Consider the following 15,507-nt stretch of genomic DNA (forward strand, 5'->3'; position numbering starts at 1 on the left):
CCATGACCACCAACACTCCCACCACCGGCAGCACCGCCAAGGCGGCCACGGCACCCGCCGCCCCGGTCGTCCCCCTGCCGCCCGCCGCGGCACGCGCGATCACCGTCGCCGGCTCCGCCGTCGCCCTCGTCGGCACCTTCCTCGCCTGGACCTGGACCGACGAGTTCCCCGGCAACCTCACCGTCACCGGCTACCCCGGCGGCCTGCAGGTCCTCACCCTCGTCGGCTCGGTCCTCACACTGCTGTTCGCCCTCTCGGGCTACGGCGTCCGGGGCCTGCGCTGGCTCACCCCCGGCGGCACCAACAGCCCCGTCCTGCTGAGCGCCCTCGGCGTCCTCGGCACCACCGGCTACGCCATCGGTGCCATCAGCCAGGAGCTCGGCGGCCTCGTCAACCTCGAACCCGGCGCCTGGGTCTCCGGCGTCGGCGCCCTCGTCGCCGTCCTCGGCGCCCTCGGCCTCTCCGCCGACCAGCCGTACGACGCCGACGAGGGCCGTCCCGGCCTCTGGGGCCGGATCCGCCACTCCCTCACCGCCCCCGAGCCCGGCCGTGCCAAGGACCTGCCCTCCTGGGCCGAGATCCTCGTCATCGCCGCAGGCTTCGGCGTCGGCCTGTACGTCTTCGCGTACGGCATCAGCACCGAGTACTCCGAGCTGTTCATCGGCTTCCTGATCACCGCCGCGTTCGGCTTCACCGCCGTCACCCGCGCGGGACTCCTCAAGCGGCTCTCGGCCCTCACCGCCAAGCACCGCAACGTCACCCTCGCGGCCGCCTTCGCCGCCGCGATCTGCTTCCCCTTCACCCAGGGCAACGACCAGTTCGCCCTCATCGGCGCGAACATCCTGATCTTCGCCACCGTCGCCCTGGGCCTGAACGTCGTCGTCGGCCTCGCCGGCCTCCTCGACCTCGGTTACGTCGCCTTCCTCGGCGTCGGCGCCTACGCCGCCGCCCTGGTCTCCGGCTCCCCCCAGTCGAGCATCGGCCTGCACTTCCCGTTCTGGGCGGCCGTTCTCACCGGTGCCCTCGCCTCGCTGGTCTTCGGCGTGGTGATCGGTGCCCCGACCCTGCGGCTGCGCGGCGACTACCTCGCCATCGTGACGCTCGGCTTCGGCGAGATCTTCCGCATCACCATGAACAACCTGAACGGCAACAGCGGACCGGACGTCACCAACGGCTCCAACGGCATCCCGAACATCCCCGACCTGGAGATCTTCGGGTTCAACCTCGGAGTCCCGCACGACGTCCTCGGCCACGAGCTCACCCGCTCCGGCAACTACTACCTGCTGATGCTGCTGTTCACGGCCGTCGTCGTGCTGGTCTTCCGCCGCTCCGCGGAATCCCGCATCGGCCGCGCCTGGGTCGCCATCCGCGAGGACGAGACCGCCGCCACCGCCATGGGCATCAACGGCTTCCGCCTCAAGCTCCTCGCCTTCGCCCTCGGCGCCTGCCTGGCCGGCCTCGCCGGCACCGTGCAGGCCCACGTGTCCTACAGCGTCACCCCCGAGCAGTACCAGTTCGCCGGCTCCGTGCCGCCGAACTCGGCCTTCCTGCTCGCCGCCGTCATCCTCGGCGGCATGGGCACCATCAGCGGCCCGCTCATCGGCGCCGCGCTGCTCTACCTGATCCCGGCCAAGCTCCAGTTCATGGCGGAATACCAGCTGCTGCTCTTCGGCGCCGCGCTCATGCTCCTCATGCGCTACCGCCCCGAGGGACTGGTCGCCGACCGCAGGAAGCAGCTCGAGTTCCACGAAACCGGACAGCTCGACGTACCGGACGACAAGCCGCTCCCCGACGGCGCGACCGGCGTCGCGAAGGCAGGGGCGTGACCACCATGACCACCACCGCACCCACCACCACGACGGTGCTCGACGCCAGCGACGTCACCATGCGGTTCGGCGGACTCACCGCCGTGCGCTCCGTCGACCTCACCGTCAACAGCGGCGAGATCGTCGGCCTCATCGGACCCAACGGCGCCGGCAAGACCACCTTCTTCAACTGCCTCACCGGCCTGTACGTCCCCACCGAGGGCAAGGTCTCGTACAAGGGCACCGTGCTGCCGCCCAAGCCGCACCTGGTCACCCAGGCCGGCATCGCCCGCACGTTCCAGAACATCCGGCTCTTCGCCAACATGACCGTTCTGGAGAACGTGCTCGTCGGACGGCACACCCGCACCAAGGAAGGCCTCTGGTCGGCCCTGCTGCGCCTGCCCGGCTTCAAGAAGGCGGAGGCGGCCTCCCGCGAACGGGCCATGGAACTCCTGGAGTTCACCGGTCTCGCCGCCAAGGCCGACCACCTCGCCCGCAACCTGCCCTACGGCGAGCAGCGCAAGCTGGAGATCGCCCGGGCGCTCGCGAGCGAGCCCGGCCTGCTCCTCCTCGACGAGCCCACCGCGGGCATGAACCCGCAGGAGACCCGCGCGGCCGAGGAACTCATCTTCGCCATCCGCGACCAGGGCATCGCCGTCCTCGTCATCGAACACGACATCCGGTTCATCATGAACCTCTGCGACCGGGTCGCCGTACTCGTCCAGGGCGAGAAGATCGTCGAAGGACCCGCCGAGGTCGTCCAGGCCGACGAGCGCGTCATCGCCGCCTACCTCGGCACCCCCTTCGAAGGCGCACCCGGCCAGGAGGAGGCCGCCGAGGTCGAGGCCGCCGAATCCCAGGCCGCCGGGACCGGCGCCCCCGGGGCCGGGGCCGCCGCGGCGGACAGCACCACAGAAGGGGACGACAAGTGACCGCACTGCTGGAGGTCGAGGACCTCAGGGTCGCCTACGGCAAGATCGAGGCCGTCAAGGGCATCTCGTTCAAGGTCGACGCGGGCGAGGTCGTCACCCTCATCGGCACCAACGGCGCCGGCAAGACCACCACGCTCAGGACGCTGTCCGGGCTGCTCCAGCCGGTCTCCGGCCACATCGTGTTCGACGGCCGGCCGCTGAGGAAGATCCCCGCCCACAAGATCGTCTCGCTGGGGCTCGCCCACTCCCCCGAGGGGCGGCACATCTTCCCCCGCATGACCATCGAGGACAACCTCCGTCTCGGCGCCTACCTCCGCAACGACAAGGACGGCATCGAGAAGGACATCCGGCGCGCCTACGACCTCTTCCCCATCCTCGGGGAACGCAGCAAGCAGGCCGCGGGCACCCTCTCCGGCGGTGAGCAGCAGATGCTCGCCATGGGGCGGGCCCTGATGTCCCGGCCCAAACTGCTGATGCTCGACGAGCCCTCCATGGGTCTGTCGCCGATCATGATGCAGAAGATCATGGCGACCATCGCCGAGCTCAAGTCCCAGGGCACCACCATCCTGCTCATCGAGCAGAACGCCCAGGCCGCGCTGTCGCTGGCGGACCACGCCCATGTCATGGAGGTCGGCAAGATCGTCCTCTCCGGCACCGGGCAGGACCTGCTGCACGACGAGTCCGTCCGCAAGGCCTACCTCGGCGAGGACTGAGACCGCCGTCCGGCCCGCACACGGCGAAGGCCCGCGCCCCCGGTACCGGGGGCGCGGGCCTTCGCCGCTGCCGGGGGCTACCCCTTGGACGCCTTCTTCTCCTCGGCGTCGTCGATGACCGCCTGCGCGACCTGCTGCATCGACATCCGCCGGTCCATCGACGTCTTCTGGATCCAGCGGAACGCCGCCGGCTCGGTCAGTCCGTACTGCGTCTGCAGCACCGACTTCGCCCGGTCCACCAGCTTGCGCGTCTCCAGCCGCTGGCTCAGGTCCGCGACCTCGCGCTCCAGCTCCTTCAGCTCGGTGAAGCGGGACACCGCCATCTCGATCGCCGGCACCACGTCGCTCTTGCTGAACGGCTTCACCAGGTACGCCATGGCCCCCGCGTCCCGCGCCCGCTCCACCAGGTCGCGCTGGGAGAAGGCGGTCAGCATCAGCACCGGGGCGATGCCCTCCTCGGCGATCTTCTCCGCCGCGGAGATGCCGTCCAGCTTCGGCATCTTCACATCGAGGATCACCAGATCGGGCCGGTGCTCGCGGGCCAGCTCGACGGCCTGCTCGCCGTCCCCGGCCTCACCGACGACGGAGTACCCCTCCTCCTCCAGCATCTCCTTGAGGTCGAGCCGGATCAGGGCCTCGTCCTCGGCGATCACGACGCGCGTCGTCATCGGAGGCACGTGCGACTTGTCGTCGTCGGGCACGTCTACAGGCTGGGGCGGCTCGGGGGCGCTCACGTGGGCTCCTTGGTGCGGGGCAGACCGGTACTGCTGACAAGAGCGTACCCAGCTGCGGTAAGGTGGGGGCACGGCGGGTGACCGTCTACCTTCGTTTTGCAGGGCGCCCCGGTAGCCCAGCGGTAGAGGCAATGGTCTCAAACACCATCCAGCGTCGGTTCGAATCCGACCCGGGGTACTTTTCCTTTGTATCCAAGGTCACCATTTGACAGCGGATGTCCACCTTTTCGGTGAACATCCGCTTTCTGCTGCGCGGCGGCGTGCTCGCGCCCCGGCCGCTAGCGAGTGCCGCCGCCCTCGCCGATGTGGTGGACGCGGACGAGGTTGGTCGAGCCGGAGACTCCCGGAGGGGAGCCCGCCGTGATGACGACCGTGTCGCCCCGGCCGCAGCGGGCGTACTCGAGCAGCAGCTCGTCCACCTGCTCGACCATGGCGTCCGTGGAGTCGACGTGGGGGCCGAGGAACGTCTCCACGCCCCAGGACAGGCTGAGCTGGGAGCGGGTGGCCGGGTCCGGGGTGAAGGCGAGCAGCGGGATGGGGCTGCGGTAGCGGGAGAGGCGGCGGGCGGTGTCGCCGGACTGGGTGAAGGCGACGAGGAACTTCGCGCCGAGGAAGTCGCCCATCTCGGCCGCCGCGCGGGCCACGGCGCCGCCCTGGGTGCGGGGCTTGTTGTGCTCGGTCAGCGGCGGCAGGCCCCTGGCGAGGATGTCCTCCTCGGCGGCCTCCACGATGCGCGCCATGGTGCGCACGGTCTCGACGGGGTGCTTGCCGACGCTGGTCTCGCCGGAGAGCATCACGGCGTCGGTGCCGTCGATGACCGCGTTGGCGACGTCGGACGCCTCCGCCCGGGTGGGGCGGGCGTTGTCGATCATCGAGTCGAGCATCTGGGTGGCGACGATGACCGGCTTGGCGTTGCGCCTGGCCAGCTTGATGGCACGCTTCTGGACGATGGGGACCTGCTCCAGCGGCATCTCGACGCCGAGGTCGCCGCGGGCGACCATGATGCCGTCGAAGGCGGCCACGATGTCGTCGATGCCGTCCACCGCCTGGGGCTTCTCGACCTTGGCGATCACGGGAAGGCGGCGGCCCTCCTCGTCCATGATCCGGTGGACGTCCTTGATGTCGCGTCCGCTGCGGACGAAGGAGAGGGCGATGACGTCGAAGCCGGTGCGCAGCGCCCAGCGGAGGTCCTCCTCGTCCTTCTTGGAGAGCGCGGGGACGGAGACGGCGACACCGGGGAGGTTGAGCCCCTTGTGGTCGGAGACCATGCCGCCTTCGACGACGGTGGTGCGGACGCGCGGGCCGTCGACGGCGGTGACCTCGAGGGTCACCTTGCCGTCGTCGACGAGGATGCGTTCGCCGGCGGTGACGTCGGCGGCGAGGCCCGCGTAGGTGGTGCCACAGGTGTGGCGGTCGCCTTCGACGCCTTCCTCGACGGTGACGGTGAAGGTGTCCCCGCGTTCGAGGAGTACGGGACCTTCGCGGAAACGGCCGAGGCGGATCTTCGGGCCTTGGAGGTCGGCGAGGAGACCGACGCTGCGGCCGGTTTCGTCGGCTGCTTCGCGTACCCGGCGGTAGCGCTCCTCGTGCTCGGCGTGGCCGCCGTGACTGAGGTTGAATCGGGCGACGTCCATGCCAGCCTTGACCAGGGCTTTGATCTGGTCGTACGAGTCGGTGGCGGGGCCCAGGGTGCAGACGATTTTCGCTCGGCGCATACATCGAGCCTAGGGCTTACCGGCCGGTAGCGACTTGGTTGCGCATGACGGCCCAACGGCCTGTCGGTGAAGGGTTGTTGACAAGTGCTTCATTGTGCACCGGGCCGCTCCGATGAGCGCCCGCGCCGTGTGCCCCGGATGCCGGTGGCTACAGCCGGGGCGGCAGCATCGTGAAGCGGGCGGTGACCTCGGCGTGCAGGTGCTGCAGCTGGGGCTCGAGGTCCAGTGGCGGGGGCGGGGCGCCGTCGCCGGCCGCGGCGAAGGCCGCGGAGCGGGTCCGGGCGAAGGACTCCGGATGGCCGGTCCCGGTTCCGGCGTCGGTGAGGTCGACGAGGGCGGCGAGTGTGGTGCCGAGCGCCTCGGCGTACTCGCGGGCGCGCCGGACGGCGTCGTGCACCGCGCTCCGGCGGGCCCGGCCGTGGGCCGGGGAGTCGGGGCGAAGGCTCCACCAGGGGCCGTCGACCCGGGTGAGGTCGAGGTCGGCCAGACGGGTGGCGAGGTCGCCGAGGACACCGAAGTCGGTGAGTTCGGCGGTGAGGTGGACGGTGCCGTGGTGGGCGCGGACGCGTTCGCCGCGGCCGTGGGCGGCGAGTTCGGGGGTGACGGTGAGCGCCCCGGTCCCGAGGTGCTCGAGGGCCTCGCCGTAGGACCTGATCAGGTCGAGGGCGGCGGTGTTGCGGCGGGTGAGGTCGTCGAGGGTGGTGCGCCGGTCGCGGCCGCGCGCGGTGACGGTGACCGCGATGCGGGCGAGGTCGGGGGCGGCTTCGAGGTGGGCCTCGCCGCGGACGGTGAGGTGGGGGGCGCCGGGGGTGCCGTGGGGAGGAGGGGTGGCCATACGCCCCACTGTGTCACCCGGTCAGCCGGTGCGGGTGTCTGCCGGACACCGGATCGCAACCTGGGGGGTCTGTTCCGGCCGGGCGTGTTCAGGCCAGAATCGTCGGGCGAATCTACGCGCGTTGTTGTCCGTTGTCCGAGGAGGGCCTGCCATGCCGTTGAACCGCCGGAAGTTCCTGAGGAGATCCGCCGTGACGGGAGCGGGGGTGGCGCTCGCGGGTACGGCGGCGGCTCCCGCGGCCCGGGCCGCCGGGGCGGGACGGGGAGGGAAGCCGGTGAAGCGGTACGCGCTGACCGTGATGGGCACGACCGATCTGCACGGGCACGTCTTCAACTGGGACTACTTCAAGGACGCCGAGTACTCCGACGCGGCCGGCAACGCGCAGGGTCTGGCGCGGGTGTCGACACTGGTGAACCAGGTCCGCGAGGAGAAGGGCCGGCGCAACACGCTGCTGCTGGACGCGGGTGACACCATCCAGGGCACACCGTTGACGTACTACTACGCGAAGGTGGACCCGATCACCGCCGAGGGCGGTCCGGTGCATCCGATGGCGCAGGCGATGAACGCGATCGGGTACGACGCGGTGGCACTCGGCAACCACGAGTTCAACTACGGCATCGAGACGCTGCGCAGGTTCGAGGAGCAGTGCGACTTCCCGCTGCTCGGCGCGAACGCGCTGGACGCGAAGACCCTGAAGCCCGCCTTCCCGCCCTACTTCATGAAGACGTTCCGGGTGAAGGGCGCCCCGCCGGTGAAGGTGGCGGTGCTGGGCCTGACCAACCCGGGGATCGCGATCTGGGACAAGGCGTACGTGCAGGGCAGGCTGACCTTCCCGGGTCTGGAGGAGCAGGCGGCCAAGTGGGTGCCGAAGCTGCGCTCGATGGGCGCGGACGTGGTCGTGGTGTCGGCGCACTCCGGGTCCTCGGGGACGTCGTCGTACGGTGACCAGCTGCCGCACGTGGAGAACGCGGCGGCGAACGTGGCGCGGCAGGTGCCGGGGATCGACGCGATCCTGGTGGGTCACGCGCACCAGGAGATCGAGGAGCTGCGGGTCACCAACGAGGAGACGGGCAAGGCGGTCGTGCTGTCGGAGCCGCTGTGCTACGCCGAGCGGCTGACGCTGTTCGACTTCGAGCTGGTCCTCGAGCGCGGCCGGTGGCGGGTGGAGTCGGCGAAGGCGTCGCTGCGGAACGCGGCGACGGTGCAGGACGACCCGGCGATCACCGAGCTGCTGTCGGACGAGCACGCCGTGGTCGTGGCGTACGTCAACCAGGTGGTGGGCACGGCGACCGACACCCTGACCACGGTGGAGGCGCGCTACAAGGACGCGCCGATCATCGATCTCATCGCCAAGGTGCAGGAGGACGTGGTGAAGGCGGCCCTCGCCGGCACCGGGTACGCGTCGCTGCCGGTGCTGGCGCAGGCCTCGCCGTTCTCGCGGACCTCGCAGATCCCGGCGGGCGAGGTGACGATCCGGGACCTGTCGAGCCTGTACGTGTACGACAACACGCTGGTCGCCAAGCTGATGACGGGGGCGCAGGTGCGGGCGTACCTGGAGTACTCGGCGGAGTACTTCGCGCAGACCGCGGCCGGTGCCCCGGTGGACGTGGCGAAGCTGACGAACGCGGGCGGCCGCCCGGACTACAACTACGACTACGTGTCGGGGCTCGCCTACGACATCGACATCGCGCGGCCGGCGGGTTCGCGGATCAGGAACCTCACCTTCGGCGGCGCTCCGCTGGACGACGCGCAGGAGTTCGTGTTCGCGGTGAACAACTACCGGGCGAACGGCGGCGGCGCGTTCCCGCACGTGGCGTCGGCGAAGGAGCTGTGGGCGGAGTCGACGGAGATCCGGACGCGGATCGCGGAGTGGGTGACGGCGAGGGGCGTGCTGGACCCGAGGGACTTCGCGTCGGCCGACTGGAAGCTGACGCGGGACGGCACGCCGGTGTTCTGACCGTCCTCCGGCGCCCGTACGGTCGTCAGGTCCCGTCCGCCAGTGGGGTGAGCCGTGCGGCTCGCCGGGCGGGCGGGACCTGTGGCGTTCGGGGGTGGAGGCCGAAGGTGGTGAAGGCGGTGCGGGCGGGCAGGGGGTAGGTCTCCCGGCCGGTGAGGTGGTTGAGGATCGTGGCGCTGCGCCAGGCGGCGAGGCCGAGGTCGGGGGCGCCGACGCCGTGGGTGTGGAGTTCGGCGTTCTGGACGTACACGCTGCCGGTGACGCGGGGGTCCAGGACGAGCCGGTAGTGCTCGTCGACGCGGGGCCGGCCGGCGCGGTCGCGGCGCAGGTGGGGGTCGAGGGGGGCGAGGAGGCGGTCGAGGGGGCGCCCGCGGTGGCCGGTGGCGAGGACCACGGCGTCGGTGGTGAGGCGGGTGCGGGTGCGCTGCCGGGTGTGCTCCAGCTGGAGTTCGATCCCCGCGGGGCCGACGCGGGCGGCGGCGCGGACGCGGACGGCGGGGGTGAGGACGGCGTCGGGCCAGCCGCCGTGGAGGGTGCGCCGGTAGAGCTCGTCGTGCACGGCGGCGATGGTGGCGGCGTCGATGCCCTTGTGGAGTTGCCACTGCGCGGGGACGAGGCGGTCGCGGACGGCCTCGGGGAGGGCGTGGAAGTAGCGGGTGTGGTCGGGGGTGAAGTGTTCCAGGCCGAGTCTGGAGTACTCCATGGGGGCGAAGGCCCCGGTGCGGCCGAGCCAGTGGAGCCGTTCGCGGCCGACGGGCCGGCGGCGGAGCAGATCGAGGAAGACCTCCGCGCCGGACTGGCCCGTGCCGATGACGGTGATGTGGCCCGCGGCGAGCAGGGTGCCGCGGTGGGTGAGGTAGTCGTCGGCGTGGACGACGGGGAGGCCGGGGGCGTCGGCGAGGGGTCTCAGCGGTTCGGGCACCCAGGGTTCGGTGCCGACCCCGAGGACGAGGTGGTGGGCGCGGACGCGGCCGGGGGACGCGGCCCGGCCGTCGGGGTCGAGCCGGGTGAGGCCGACGTCGAAGAGCGCGTGGCCGGGGTTCCAGCGGACGGTGTCGACGCGGTGGCCGAAGTGGAGCGCGGGGAGGCGGTCGGCGACCCAGCGGCAGTAGGCGTCGTACTCGGTGCGGCGGATGTGGAAGTGCTCGGCGAAGTAGAACGGGTAGAGGCGGTCGCGGGCTCTGAGGTGGTTGAGGAAGGTCCAGGGGCTGGTGGGGTCGGCGAGGGTGACGAGGTCGGCGAGGAAGGGGACCTGGACGGTGGCGTCGTCGAGGAGCAGGCCGGGGTGCCAGGTGAAGTGGGGGCGCTGGTCGTAGAAGGCGGTGCGGAGCCCGGTGAGGGGGTGGGCGAGGGCGGCCAGGGAGAGGTTGAAGGGGCCGATGCCGATGCCGACGAGGTCACGGGGCGCGTCGTGGGACGCGTCGTGGGACGTGGAGGTCATCGGGGTCCTTCCGCGTGTGCCTGGTGGACGAGGGTGAGGAGGCCCGCCGGGTCTCCGGGCCCGGTGGCGGGGTGGGGGAAAGTGGCCTTGGGCCGGAGCCGGCCGTCGGCGCGGGCTCGGCCGGGGACCGCGCGGCCGGTGGTGAGGAGGTGCCGGCGCAGGGCTTCGGACCCGCTCCGCTCCGGCAGGACGTCGCCCGCCGCGTTCCGCGGCCGCGCGGTGACCGTGTCGGGTCCGCCGACGGGCAGCGGACCGCCGCGCGCCCGGGTGCCGGTGTGCGGGGCGTCGAGGACGGTGCCGGGCAACGGCCGCGGGTGGCTGGGACCGTGGGGTCCCGAGGCGAGGGGCGGCAGGCTCATGGGCTGTCCTCCGGGACGCGGCGCGGGGAGGTTCCCAGCTTGTACGCGCACGGGGCGGGACACCCGGAAAGCCCGCAGACCGAACCCGAAAGGGGGTATGTCCCGGTTGGCGAGGTGGGTGCGCGGGGCTACGCCGGGCGTACCGGCGGCGCCCCGCGCGCTGGGCTACGCCTGCCGTACGCGCAGGGCGCGGGCCAGGTCGTCGAGCTGGTCGACGAGCCGGCGGCGCAGGGCGGGGATCGGGTCGGCCTTGCGCAGGCACTTCCGGCCGAGCTCGAGGTTGTCGGCGTCGACGGCGTGGGCGGGGAAGGCCCAGCGGCCGGCCGCCTCGGCGATGGCGGGACCACGGCGGGCGGCGACGGCGACCGCGTCCTTGTAGTAGCGGGCCACGTAGGGGCGTACCAGCTCGGCCTGTTCGGGCTGCCAGAAGCCCCGGGCGGTGGCGGTGAACAGGTAGTTCGACAGGTCGGCCCGGTCGTCGGAGCCGAACAGGGCCTCCCATGCCCGGGCCTTGGCGTCCTCGTCGGGCAGGGCGGCGCGGCAGTGGGCGGCGCCCTCCTGGCCGGTGGCGCTGGGGTCGCTGTGGAGTTCGGCGGCGATGGCGGCCTCGTCGGTGGCGCCGAGCACGGCGAGGCGGGCGAGGACGCGCCAGCGCAGTTCGGGGTCGAGTTCGGGGCCGCCGGGGACGGTGCCGTCGGCGAGCCAGGCGGCGATGGTGTCGGGGTGGGCGGCGGTGTCGATGCGGTGGCGTACGGCGATCAGGCGCAGGCCGGGGTGGTCGCCGTCCTCGGTGCGGCGGATGAGGTCGCGGCACAGCTCGGTGAGGGTGGCGAGGGCGGCGGGCCGCCGGTCCGGCGTGAGGTAGCGGTCCGCGATGTGGGTGGAGGCGAAGGCGAGGACGCCCTGGACGAGGGCGAGGTCGCTCTCGTGCGGGAGGTGGGTGCGGGCGATGTCCAGGAAGTCGGCGGCGGGCAGGTCGCCGTCGCGGACGGCGTCCCTGAGCGCGTTCCACACCACCGCGCGGGTGAGGGGGTCGGGCAGGCCGGACAGATGGGTGCGCAGCGTGTCCAGGGACCCGGGGTCGAAGCGGATCTTGGCGTAGGTGAGGTCGCCGTCGTTGAGGACGAGGAGGGCGGGGCGCGGGCCCGCCGTGCTGATGCCGATGTCCTCGGTGGCGGGAATGTCCGCTTCGAAGCGGTCGCGCAGGGTGAGCCGGCCGGCGTCGTGCAGGTCGTGGTCGTAGACACCGATGGCGATGCGGTGCGGGCGACTGCCGCCGGCCGGACGGAGGGTGCCGAGGCGCGTCGTGCCGGGGCGGCTCTTGTCGGGGCGGTTCTTGTCCGGGCGGTTCTTGTCCGGGTCGGGTCCGGACCGGACGCCGGGATCGCCGAGGTGCCGGATGTCGAGGTGCCAGTGGACGTTGTCGCCGTTCCTCGGCTCCGGGGTGAGGGTGTCGACGCCGGTGGTGCGCAGCCAGGCGTCGGCCCAGGCGTGGACGTCGCGTTCGGTGGCGGCGGCGAGGGAGTCGATGAAGTCGGCGAGTCCGGCGTTGGCGAACCGGTGGCGCTGGAAGTGGATGTTGATGCCGGCGAGGAAGTCCTTCTCGCCGAGCCAGGCGACGAGCTGGCGCAGGGCGGAGGCGCCCTTGGCGTAGGAGATGCCGTCGAAGTTGAGCAGGGCGGAGGCGGTGTCCTCGACGTTCCCGGGGGCGACCGGGTGGGTGGAGGGCCGCTGGTCGGCGTCGTAGCCCCAGGGCTTGCGGGTGACGCCGAAGTCGGTCCAGGTGTCGGTGAAGCGGGTGGCCTCGGTGAGGGTCTGGTAGCCCATGTACTCGGCGAAGGACTCGTTGAGCCAGATGTCGTCCCACCACCTGAGGGTGACGAGGTCGCCGAACCACATGTGGGCCATCTCGTGGGCGACGACCATGGCGCGGGTCTGGCGTTCGGTGTCGGTGACGGCGGAGCGGTAGACGAACTCGTCGCGGAAGGTGACCAGTCCCGGGTTCTCCATGGCGCCCGCGTTGAACTCGGGGACGAAGGCCTGGTCGTAGGAGTCGAAGGGGTAGGGCTCCTCGAACTTCTCGTGGTACCGGTCGAAGCAGGCGCGGGTGACGTCGAGGAGTTCCTCGGCGTCGGCGTCCAGGTGGGGGGCGAGCGAGCGGCGGCAGTGGATGCCGAAGGGCAGGCCGCGGTGTTCGGTGCGCACGGAGTGCCAGGGGCCGGCGGCGACGGCGACCAGGTAGGTGGAGATCAGCGGGGTGGCGGCGGCCTGCCAGCGGCCGCCGCCGAGGTGCTCGGTGATGCCGTTGGCGAGGACGGTCCAGTTCTCGGGGGCCGTGACGGTGAGGTCGAAGACGGCCTTGAGGTCGGGCTGGTCGAAGGCGGCGAAGACGCGCTGGACGTCGTCCAGGAACAGCTGGGTGTAGACGTAGGTCTCGCCGTCGGTGGGGTCGGTGAAGCGGTGCATGCCCTCCCCGGTGCGGGAGTAGCGCATCCGCGCGTCGACGCGCAGTTCGTGCTCGCCGGCGGTGAGGTTCTTCAGCGGCAGCCGGTTGCCGTCGAGGGTGCCGGTGTCCAGAGGCTGTCCGTCGAGGGTGACGGAGCGCAGCTCGGCGGGCTTGATCTCGACGAAGGTGTCCGCGTCCGTGCGGACACCGAACCTGATCAGCGTGCGGGAGTCGAAGGTCTCCTCCCCGGCGGTCAGATCGAGTTCGATCGCGTAGCGGTGGACGTCGAGGAGCTGTGCTCGGTTCTGCGCTTCGTCGCGCGTCAGTACGGACATGCGGGCCATGCTGCCTGATGCCGTTGCCGGGGCACAGAGGCGGATCGGGTACGCGCCCTATGTCCGGTCCCGTTCGAGCTCCCCGGTGTGCGCCCCCGCGGGCTGTCCGGGCGCCGCGCGTGCGTGGGGGTGGGGCAGGGCGGGGCGGGCGGGGCCGGCGAGGTGCTCCCCGGGCCGGGCGCGGGGCGCGGATCTCGCGTTCCAGGGCGAGCCGGCGCCGATGGACGTCGTAGAGGTGGCGGATCTGGTGCGCAGGGCCCAGGGGTCGACGGGTCCGGTGACGGGGTCGGCGACGCCGAGGGCGTACGCGGCGGCGCCGGGCTGCCGGTCGCGGGCGAAGCCGGTGAGCAGGACGGCGGGGATGTGCCGGGCCCGTTCCGGGCGCCGCAGGTGGCGTACGACGTCGAGCCCGCCGGTGCCGGGCGGGTGGACGCCGAGGAGCAGCAGGCCGACGGTGCCGCGCAGCGGCTGTTTCGAGGGCTTCGTCGCCGCCGGCGGCCCGGCCCGGCAGGTGGCCCAGCGGGGCCAGGGCGCTCTCCGGGGCGTACAGGGTGTCCTCGTGGCCGTCGACGACGAGGATCCGGGCGTTCGGCGGCATGGCGCGCGTCCCTCCTCGTGAAGGGAGCGGACCGGTGGTCCGGGTGCTGACGGGTGGTGCCCGTCGGCCGGCAAGGAGTGCACGGCGCAGCATGCTCCGCACGGGCCGTCGTGTCACTCCCCGGCGGGAGGACGGCCTGGCCGGGTCCGCTCAGGGCGTGGCGCCGTTGACGGCGTCCTCGGCGATGCGTTCGTGGTGGCGGATCACCTCGGCGATGATGAAGTTCAGGAACTTCTCCGCGAAGGCCGGGTCGAGTTTGGCGTTCTCGGCGAGGGCGCGCAGCCGGGCGATCTGGCGGGCCTCACGGCCCGGGTCGGCGGGCGGCAGCCGGTGATCGGCCTTGAGGCGGCCGACCTCCTGGGTGCACTTGAAGCGTTCGGCGAGCATGTGGACGACGGCCGCGTCGATGTTGTCGATGCTGTCGCGCAGCCGGGCGAGTTCCTCGCGGACGGCGTGGTCGACGTCTTGGGTGCCGGTGTCGCTGGTGGTCATGGAGAGTCAGCCTACGGGTCGGGGCCCGCCCGGGGCGTGCCGTTTCAGGACGTGATCCCGGCGCACCGCTCCGGGTCGTCGTCCCGCGGCGCGGCCGGGGCCGGGTGCGGCCCGTACAGTGGAGTCGGGGTTCTGGACGTGGCGGGGGTGCGACGTGGCGGACGGCGGACCGGTCGAGCACGGATACCCGCATCTGGAGACGGTGCGGGCGGCCGTGACGGCGCTGTACCGGCGTCTGTCGTGCGACACGATCCGCACGTTCGCGGTGAGCGTGGCGCCGGCCGACGTCGCGTTCCGCGACACGGACGACCTCCACCTGGGGGCGCAGCGGGTGGCCCGCGAGCTGGTGCGGCACTACCGGCTGCCGGACGCGCGGCTGATCGTCGGGTTCCGTGGGATGCAGCATGCGGCGCATGTGGAACTGACGGCCGGGCCGGAGTACTTCGTCGAGCTGAACGACCGGTTCCGTACGCATCGGCGGGACATCGGGGCGGCGCTGGCGCACGAGGTGGCGCATGTGTACCTGCACCGTCTGGGCCTGTCGTTCCCGGGGACGCGGGACAACGAGATCCTGACGGACACGACGGCGACGTACCTGGGGGCGGGGTGGCTGCTGCTGGACGCGTTCCGGGAGGACGGGGCGTCGTCGCAGAAGCTGGGGTATCTCACGCCGGAGGAGTTCGGGTACGTGCTGGCGAAGCGGTCGCTGGTGTTCGGGGAGGACCCGTCGGTGTGGTTCACCAGCGCGCAGGCGTACACGGCGTACGTGAAGGGCATGGCGCGGGCCCGCCACGACGAACGGCAGCCGCCGCTGACGGCGGCCGGCTGGGCGGGGCGCCGGCGGTACGCGCGGGACCGCCGGCAGGCGCGGGACCTCTCCGCTCCGGGCGGGGCGCGGCAGGACGTGCCGTACGGCTTCACGGCGGACGGCCGGGGGCCGCTGCGGGTCTCTTTCCCCTGCCCGACGTGCCATCAGCGGATCCGGGTGCCGGTACGGGGCCGGGTACGGGCACGGTGCGGCTTGTGCCGGACGGTGCTGGAGTGCGACACCTGACGGTGTCGTCGCCGCTCCCCGGAACGCGGGTGCACGGCGGCCGGCCGGGCCCGCGCGGCAGAGCCGCACATCGCCTCGGCCCCACGCCCCT

The 15,507-nt window shown here is 72.2% G+C and carries 13 protein-coding genes and 1 tRNA gene; 6 read left to right on the forward strand and 8 right to left on the reverse strand.

Annotation, left to right across the window (positions count from 1 at the left end; translation table 11 throughout):
* The first annotated feature begins 2 nt into the window (after positions 1–2).
* From ACF07S_RS12395 to ACF07S_RS12405, 3 genes are read left to right on the forward strand one after another with little or no spacing between them, the layout of a single operon-like run.
* Positions 3–1,826, forward strand: a complete 1,824-nt coding sequence (locus tag ACF07S_RS12395; RefSeq protein ID WP_391974139.1) for a branched-chain amino acid ABC transporter permease — start codon at positions 3–5, stop codon at positions 1,824–1,826.
* Between the two features lie 5 nt (positions 1,827–1,831).
* On the forward strand, positions 1,832–2,737 hold the full coding sequence (locus ACF07S_RS12400; protein WP_391974243.1) for an ABC transporter ATP-binding protein: 906 nt from the start codon (positions 1,832–1,834) through the stop codon (positions 2,735–2,737).
* A complete protein-coding gene (locus ACF07S_RS12405) occupies positions 2,734–3,450 on the forward strand; it encodes an ABC transporter ATP-binding protein (protein ID WP_391965078.1) in 717 nt (238 codons plus the stop codon). The genes ACF07S_RS12400 and ACF07S_RS12405 overlap by 4 nt, the downstream gene beginning before the upstream one ends.
* A 77-nt stretch (positions 3,451–3,527) precedes the next feature.
* On the opposite strand, the gene ACF07S_RS12410 is transcribed toward ACF07S_RS12405, so the two are convergent.
* Complete coding sequence (locus ACF07S_RS12410) at positions 3,528–4,184, reverse strand: ANTAR domain-containing response regulator (RefSeq protein ID WP_391965079.1); 657 nt, start codon at positions 4,182–4,184, stop codon at positions 3,528–3,530.
* A gap of 105 nt (positions 4,185–4,289) precedes the next feature.
* Between ACF07S_RS12410 and ACF07S_RS12415 the strand changes: the two genes are divergently transcribed.
* Positions 4,290–4,362 (forward strand) — tRNA-Leu (locus ACF07S_RS12415).
* Positions 4,363–4,462: 100 nt separating this feature from the next.
* On the opposite strand, the gene pyk is transcribed toward ACF07S_RS12415, so the two are convergent.
* Both pyk and ACF07S_RS12425 read right to left on the reverse strand, forming a co-directional pair.
* Entirely contained in the window at positions 4,463–5,899 is a 1,437-nt protein-coding gene (gene pyk / locus ACF07S_RS12420) for a pyruvate kinase (RefSeq protein WP_391965080.1), read from the reverse strand.
* A 148-nt stretch (positions 5,900–6,047) separates the two neighbouring features.
* Positions 6,048–6,734, reverse strand: a complete 687-nt coding sequence (locus ACF07S_RS12425; protein ID WP_391965081.1) for an SIMPL domain-containing protein — start codon at positions 6,732–6,734, stop codon at positions 6,048–6,050.
* A 151-nt stretch (positions 6,735–6,885) separates the two neighbouring features.
* Between ACF07S_RS12425 and ACF07S_RS12430 the strand changes: the two genes are divergently transcribed.
* Positions 6,886–8,691: a bifunctional metallophosphatase/5'-nucleotidase gene (locus ACF07S_RS12430; protein ID WP_391965082.1), complete on the forward strand. Its 1,806-nt coding sequence runs from the start codon at positions 6,886–6,888 to the stop codon at positions 8,689–8,691.
* Between the two features lie 25 nt (positions 8,692–8,716).
* Here ACF07S_RS12430 and ACF07S_RS12435 read toward each other — a convergent pair whose 3' ends face one another.
* The 5 genes from ACF07S_RS12435 to ACF07S_RS12455 all read right to left on the reverse strand — a co-directional run bounded on the left by ACF07S_RS12435 (position 8,717) and on the right by ACF07S_RS12455 (position 14,362).
* The gene (locus tag ACF07S_RS12435; protein ID WP_391965083.1) at positions 8,717–10,132 is read right to left on the reverse strand and encodes a lysine N(6)-hydroxylase/L-ornithine N(5)-oxygenase family protein; all 1,416 of its coding nucleotides are present in this window, start codon (positions 10,130–10,132) and stop codon (positions 8,717–8,719) included.
* Entirely contained in the window at positions 10,129–10,491 is a 363-nt protein-coding gene (locus tag ACF07S_RS12440; protein ID WP_391974140.1) for a hypothetical protein, read from the reverse strand. The genes ACF07S_RS12435 and ACF07S_RS12440 overlap by 4 nt, the downstream gene beginning before the upstream one ends.
* 165 nt (positions 10,492–10,656) lie before the next feature.
* Positions 10,657–13,281 (reverse strand): aminopeptidase N, encoded by a 2,625-nt coding sequence (pepN, locus tag ACF07S_RS12445; protein ID WP_391974141.1) that lies wholly within the window; start codon positions 13,279–13,281, stop codon positions 10,657–10,659.
* 48 nt (positions 13,282–13,329) lie between these two features.
* Complete coding sequence (locus ACF07S_RS12450) at positions 13,330–13,953, reverse strand: two-component system response regulator (RefSeq protein ID WP_391974142.1); 624 nt, start codon at positions 13,951–13,953, stop codon at positions 13,330–13,332.
* Between the two features lie 67 nt (positions 13,954–14,020).
* Positions 14,021–14,362: a chorismate mutase gene (locus ACF07S_RS12455; RefSeq protein WP_391965086.1), complete on the reverse strand. Its 342-nt coding sequence runs from the start codon at positions 14,360–14,362 to the stop codon at positions 14,021–14,023.
* Between the two features lie 154 nt (positions 14,363–14,516).
* Between ACF07S_RS12455 and ACF07S_RS12460 the strand changes: the two genes are divergently transcribed.
* Positions 14,517–15,416 (forward strand): hypothetical protein, encoded by a 900-nt coding sequence (locus ACF07S_RS12460; protein ID WP_391965087.1) that lies wholly within the window; start codon positions 14,517–14,519, stop codon positions 15,414–15,416.
* Positions 15,417–15,507 lie beyond the last annotated feature (91 nt).

This window comes from Streptomyces sp. NPDC016640, assembly GCF_043076215.1.
Taxonomy (GTDB): Bacteria; Actinomycetota; Actinomycetes; order Streptomycetales; family Streptomycetaceae; genus Streptomyces.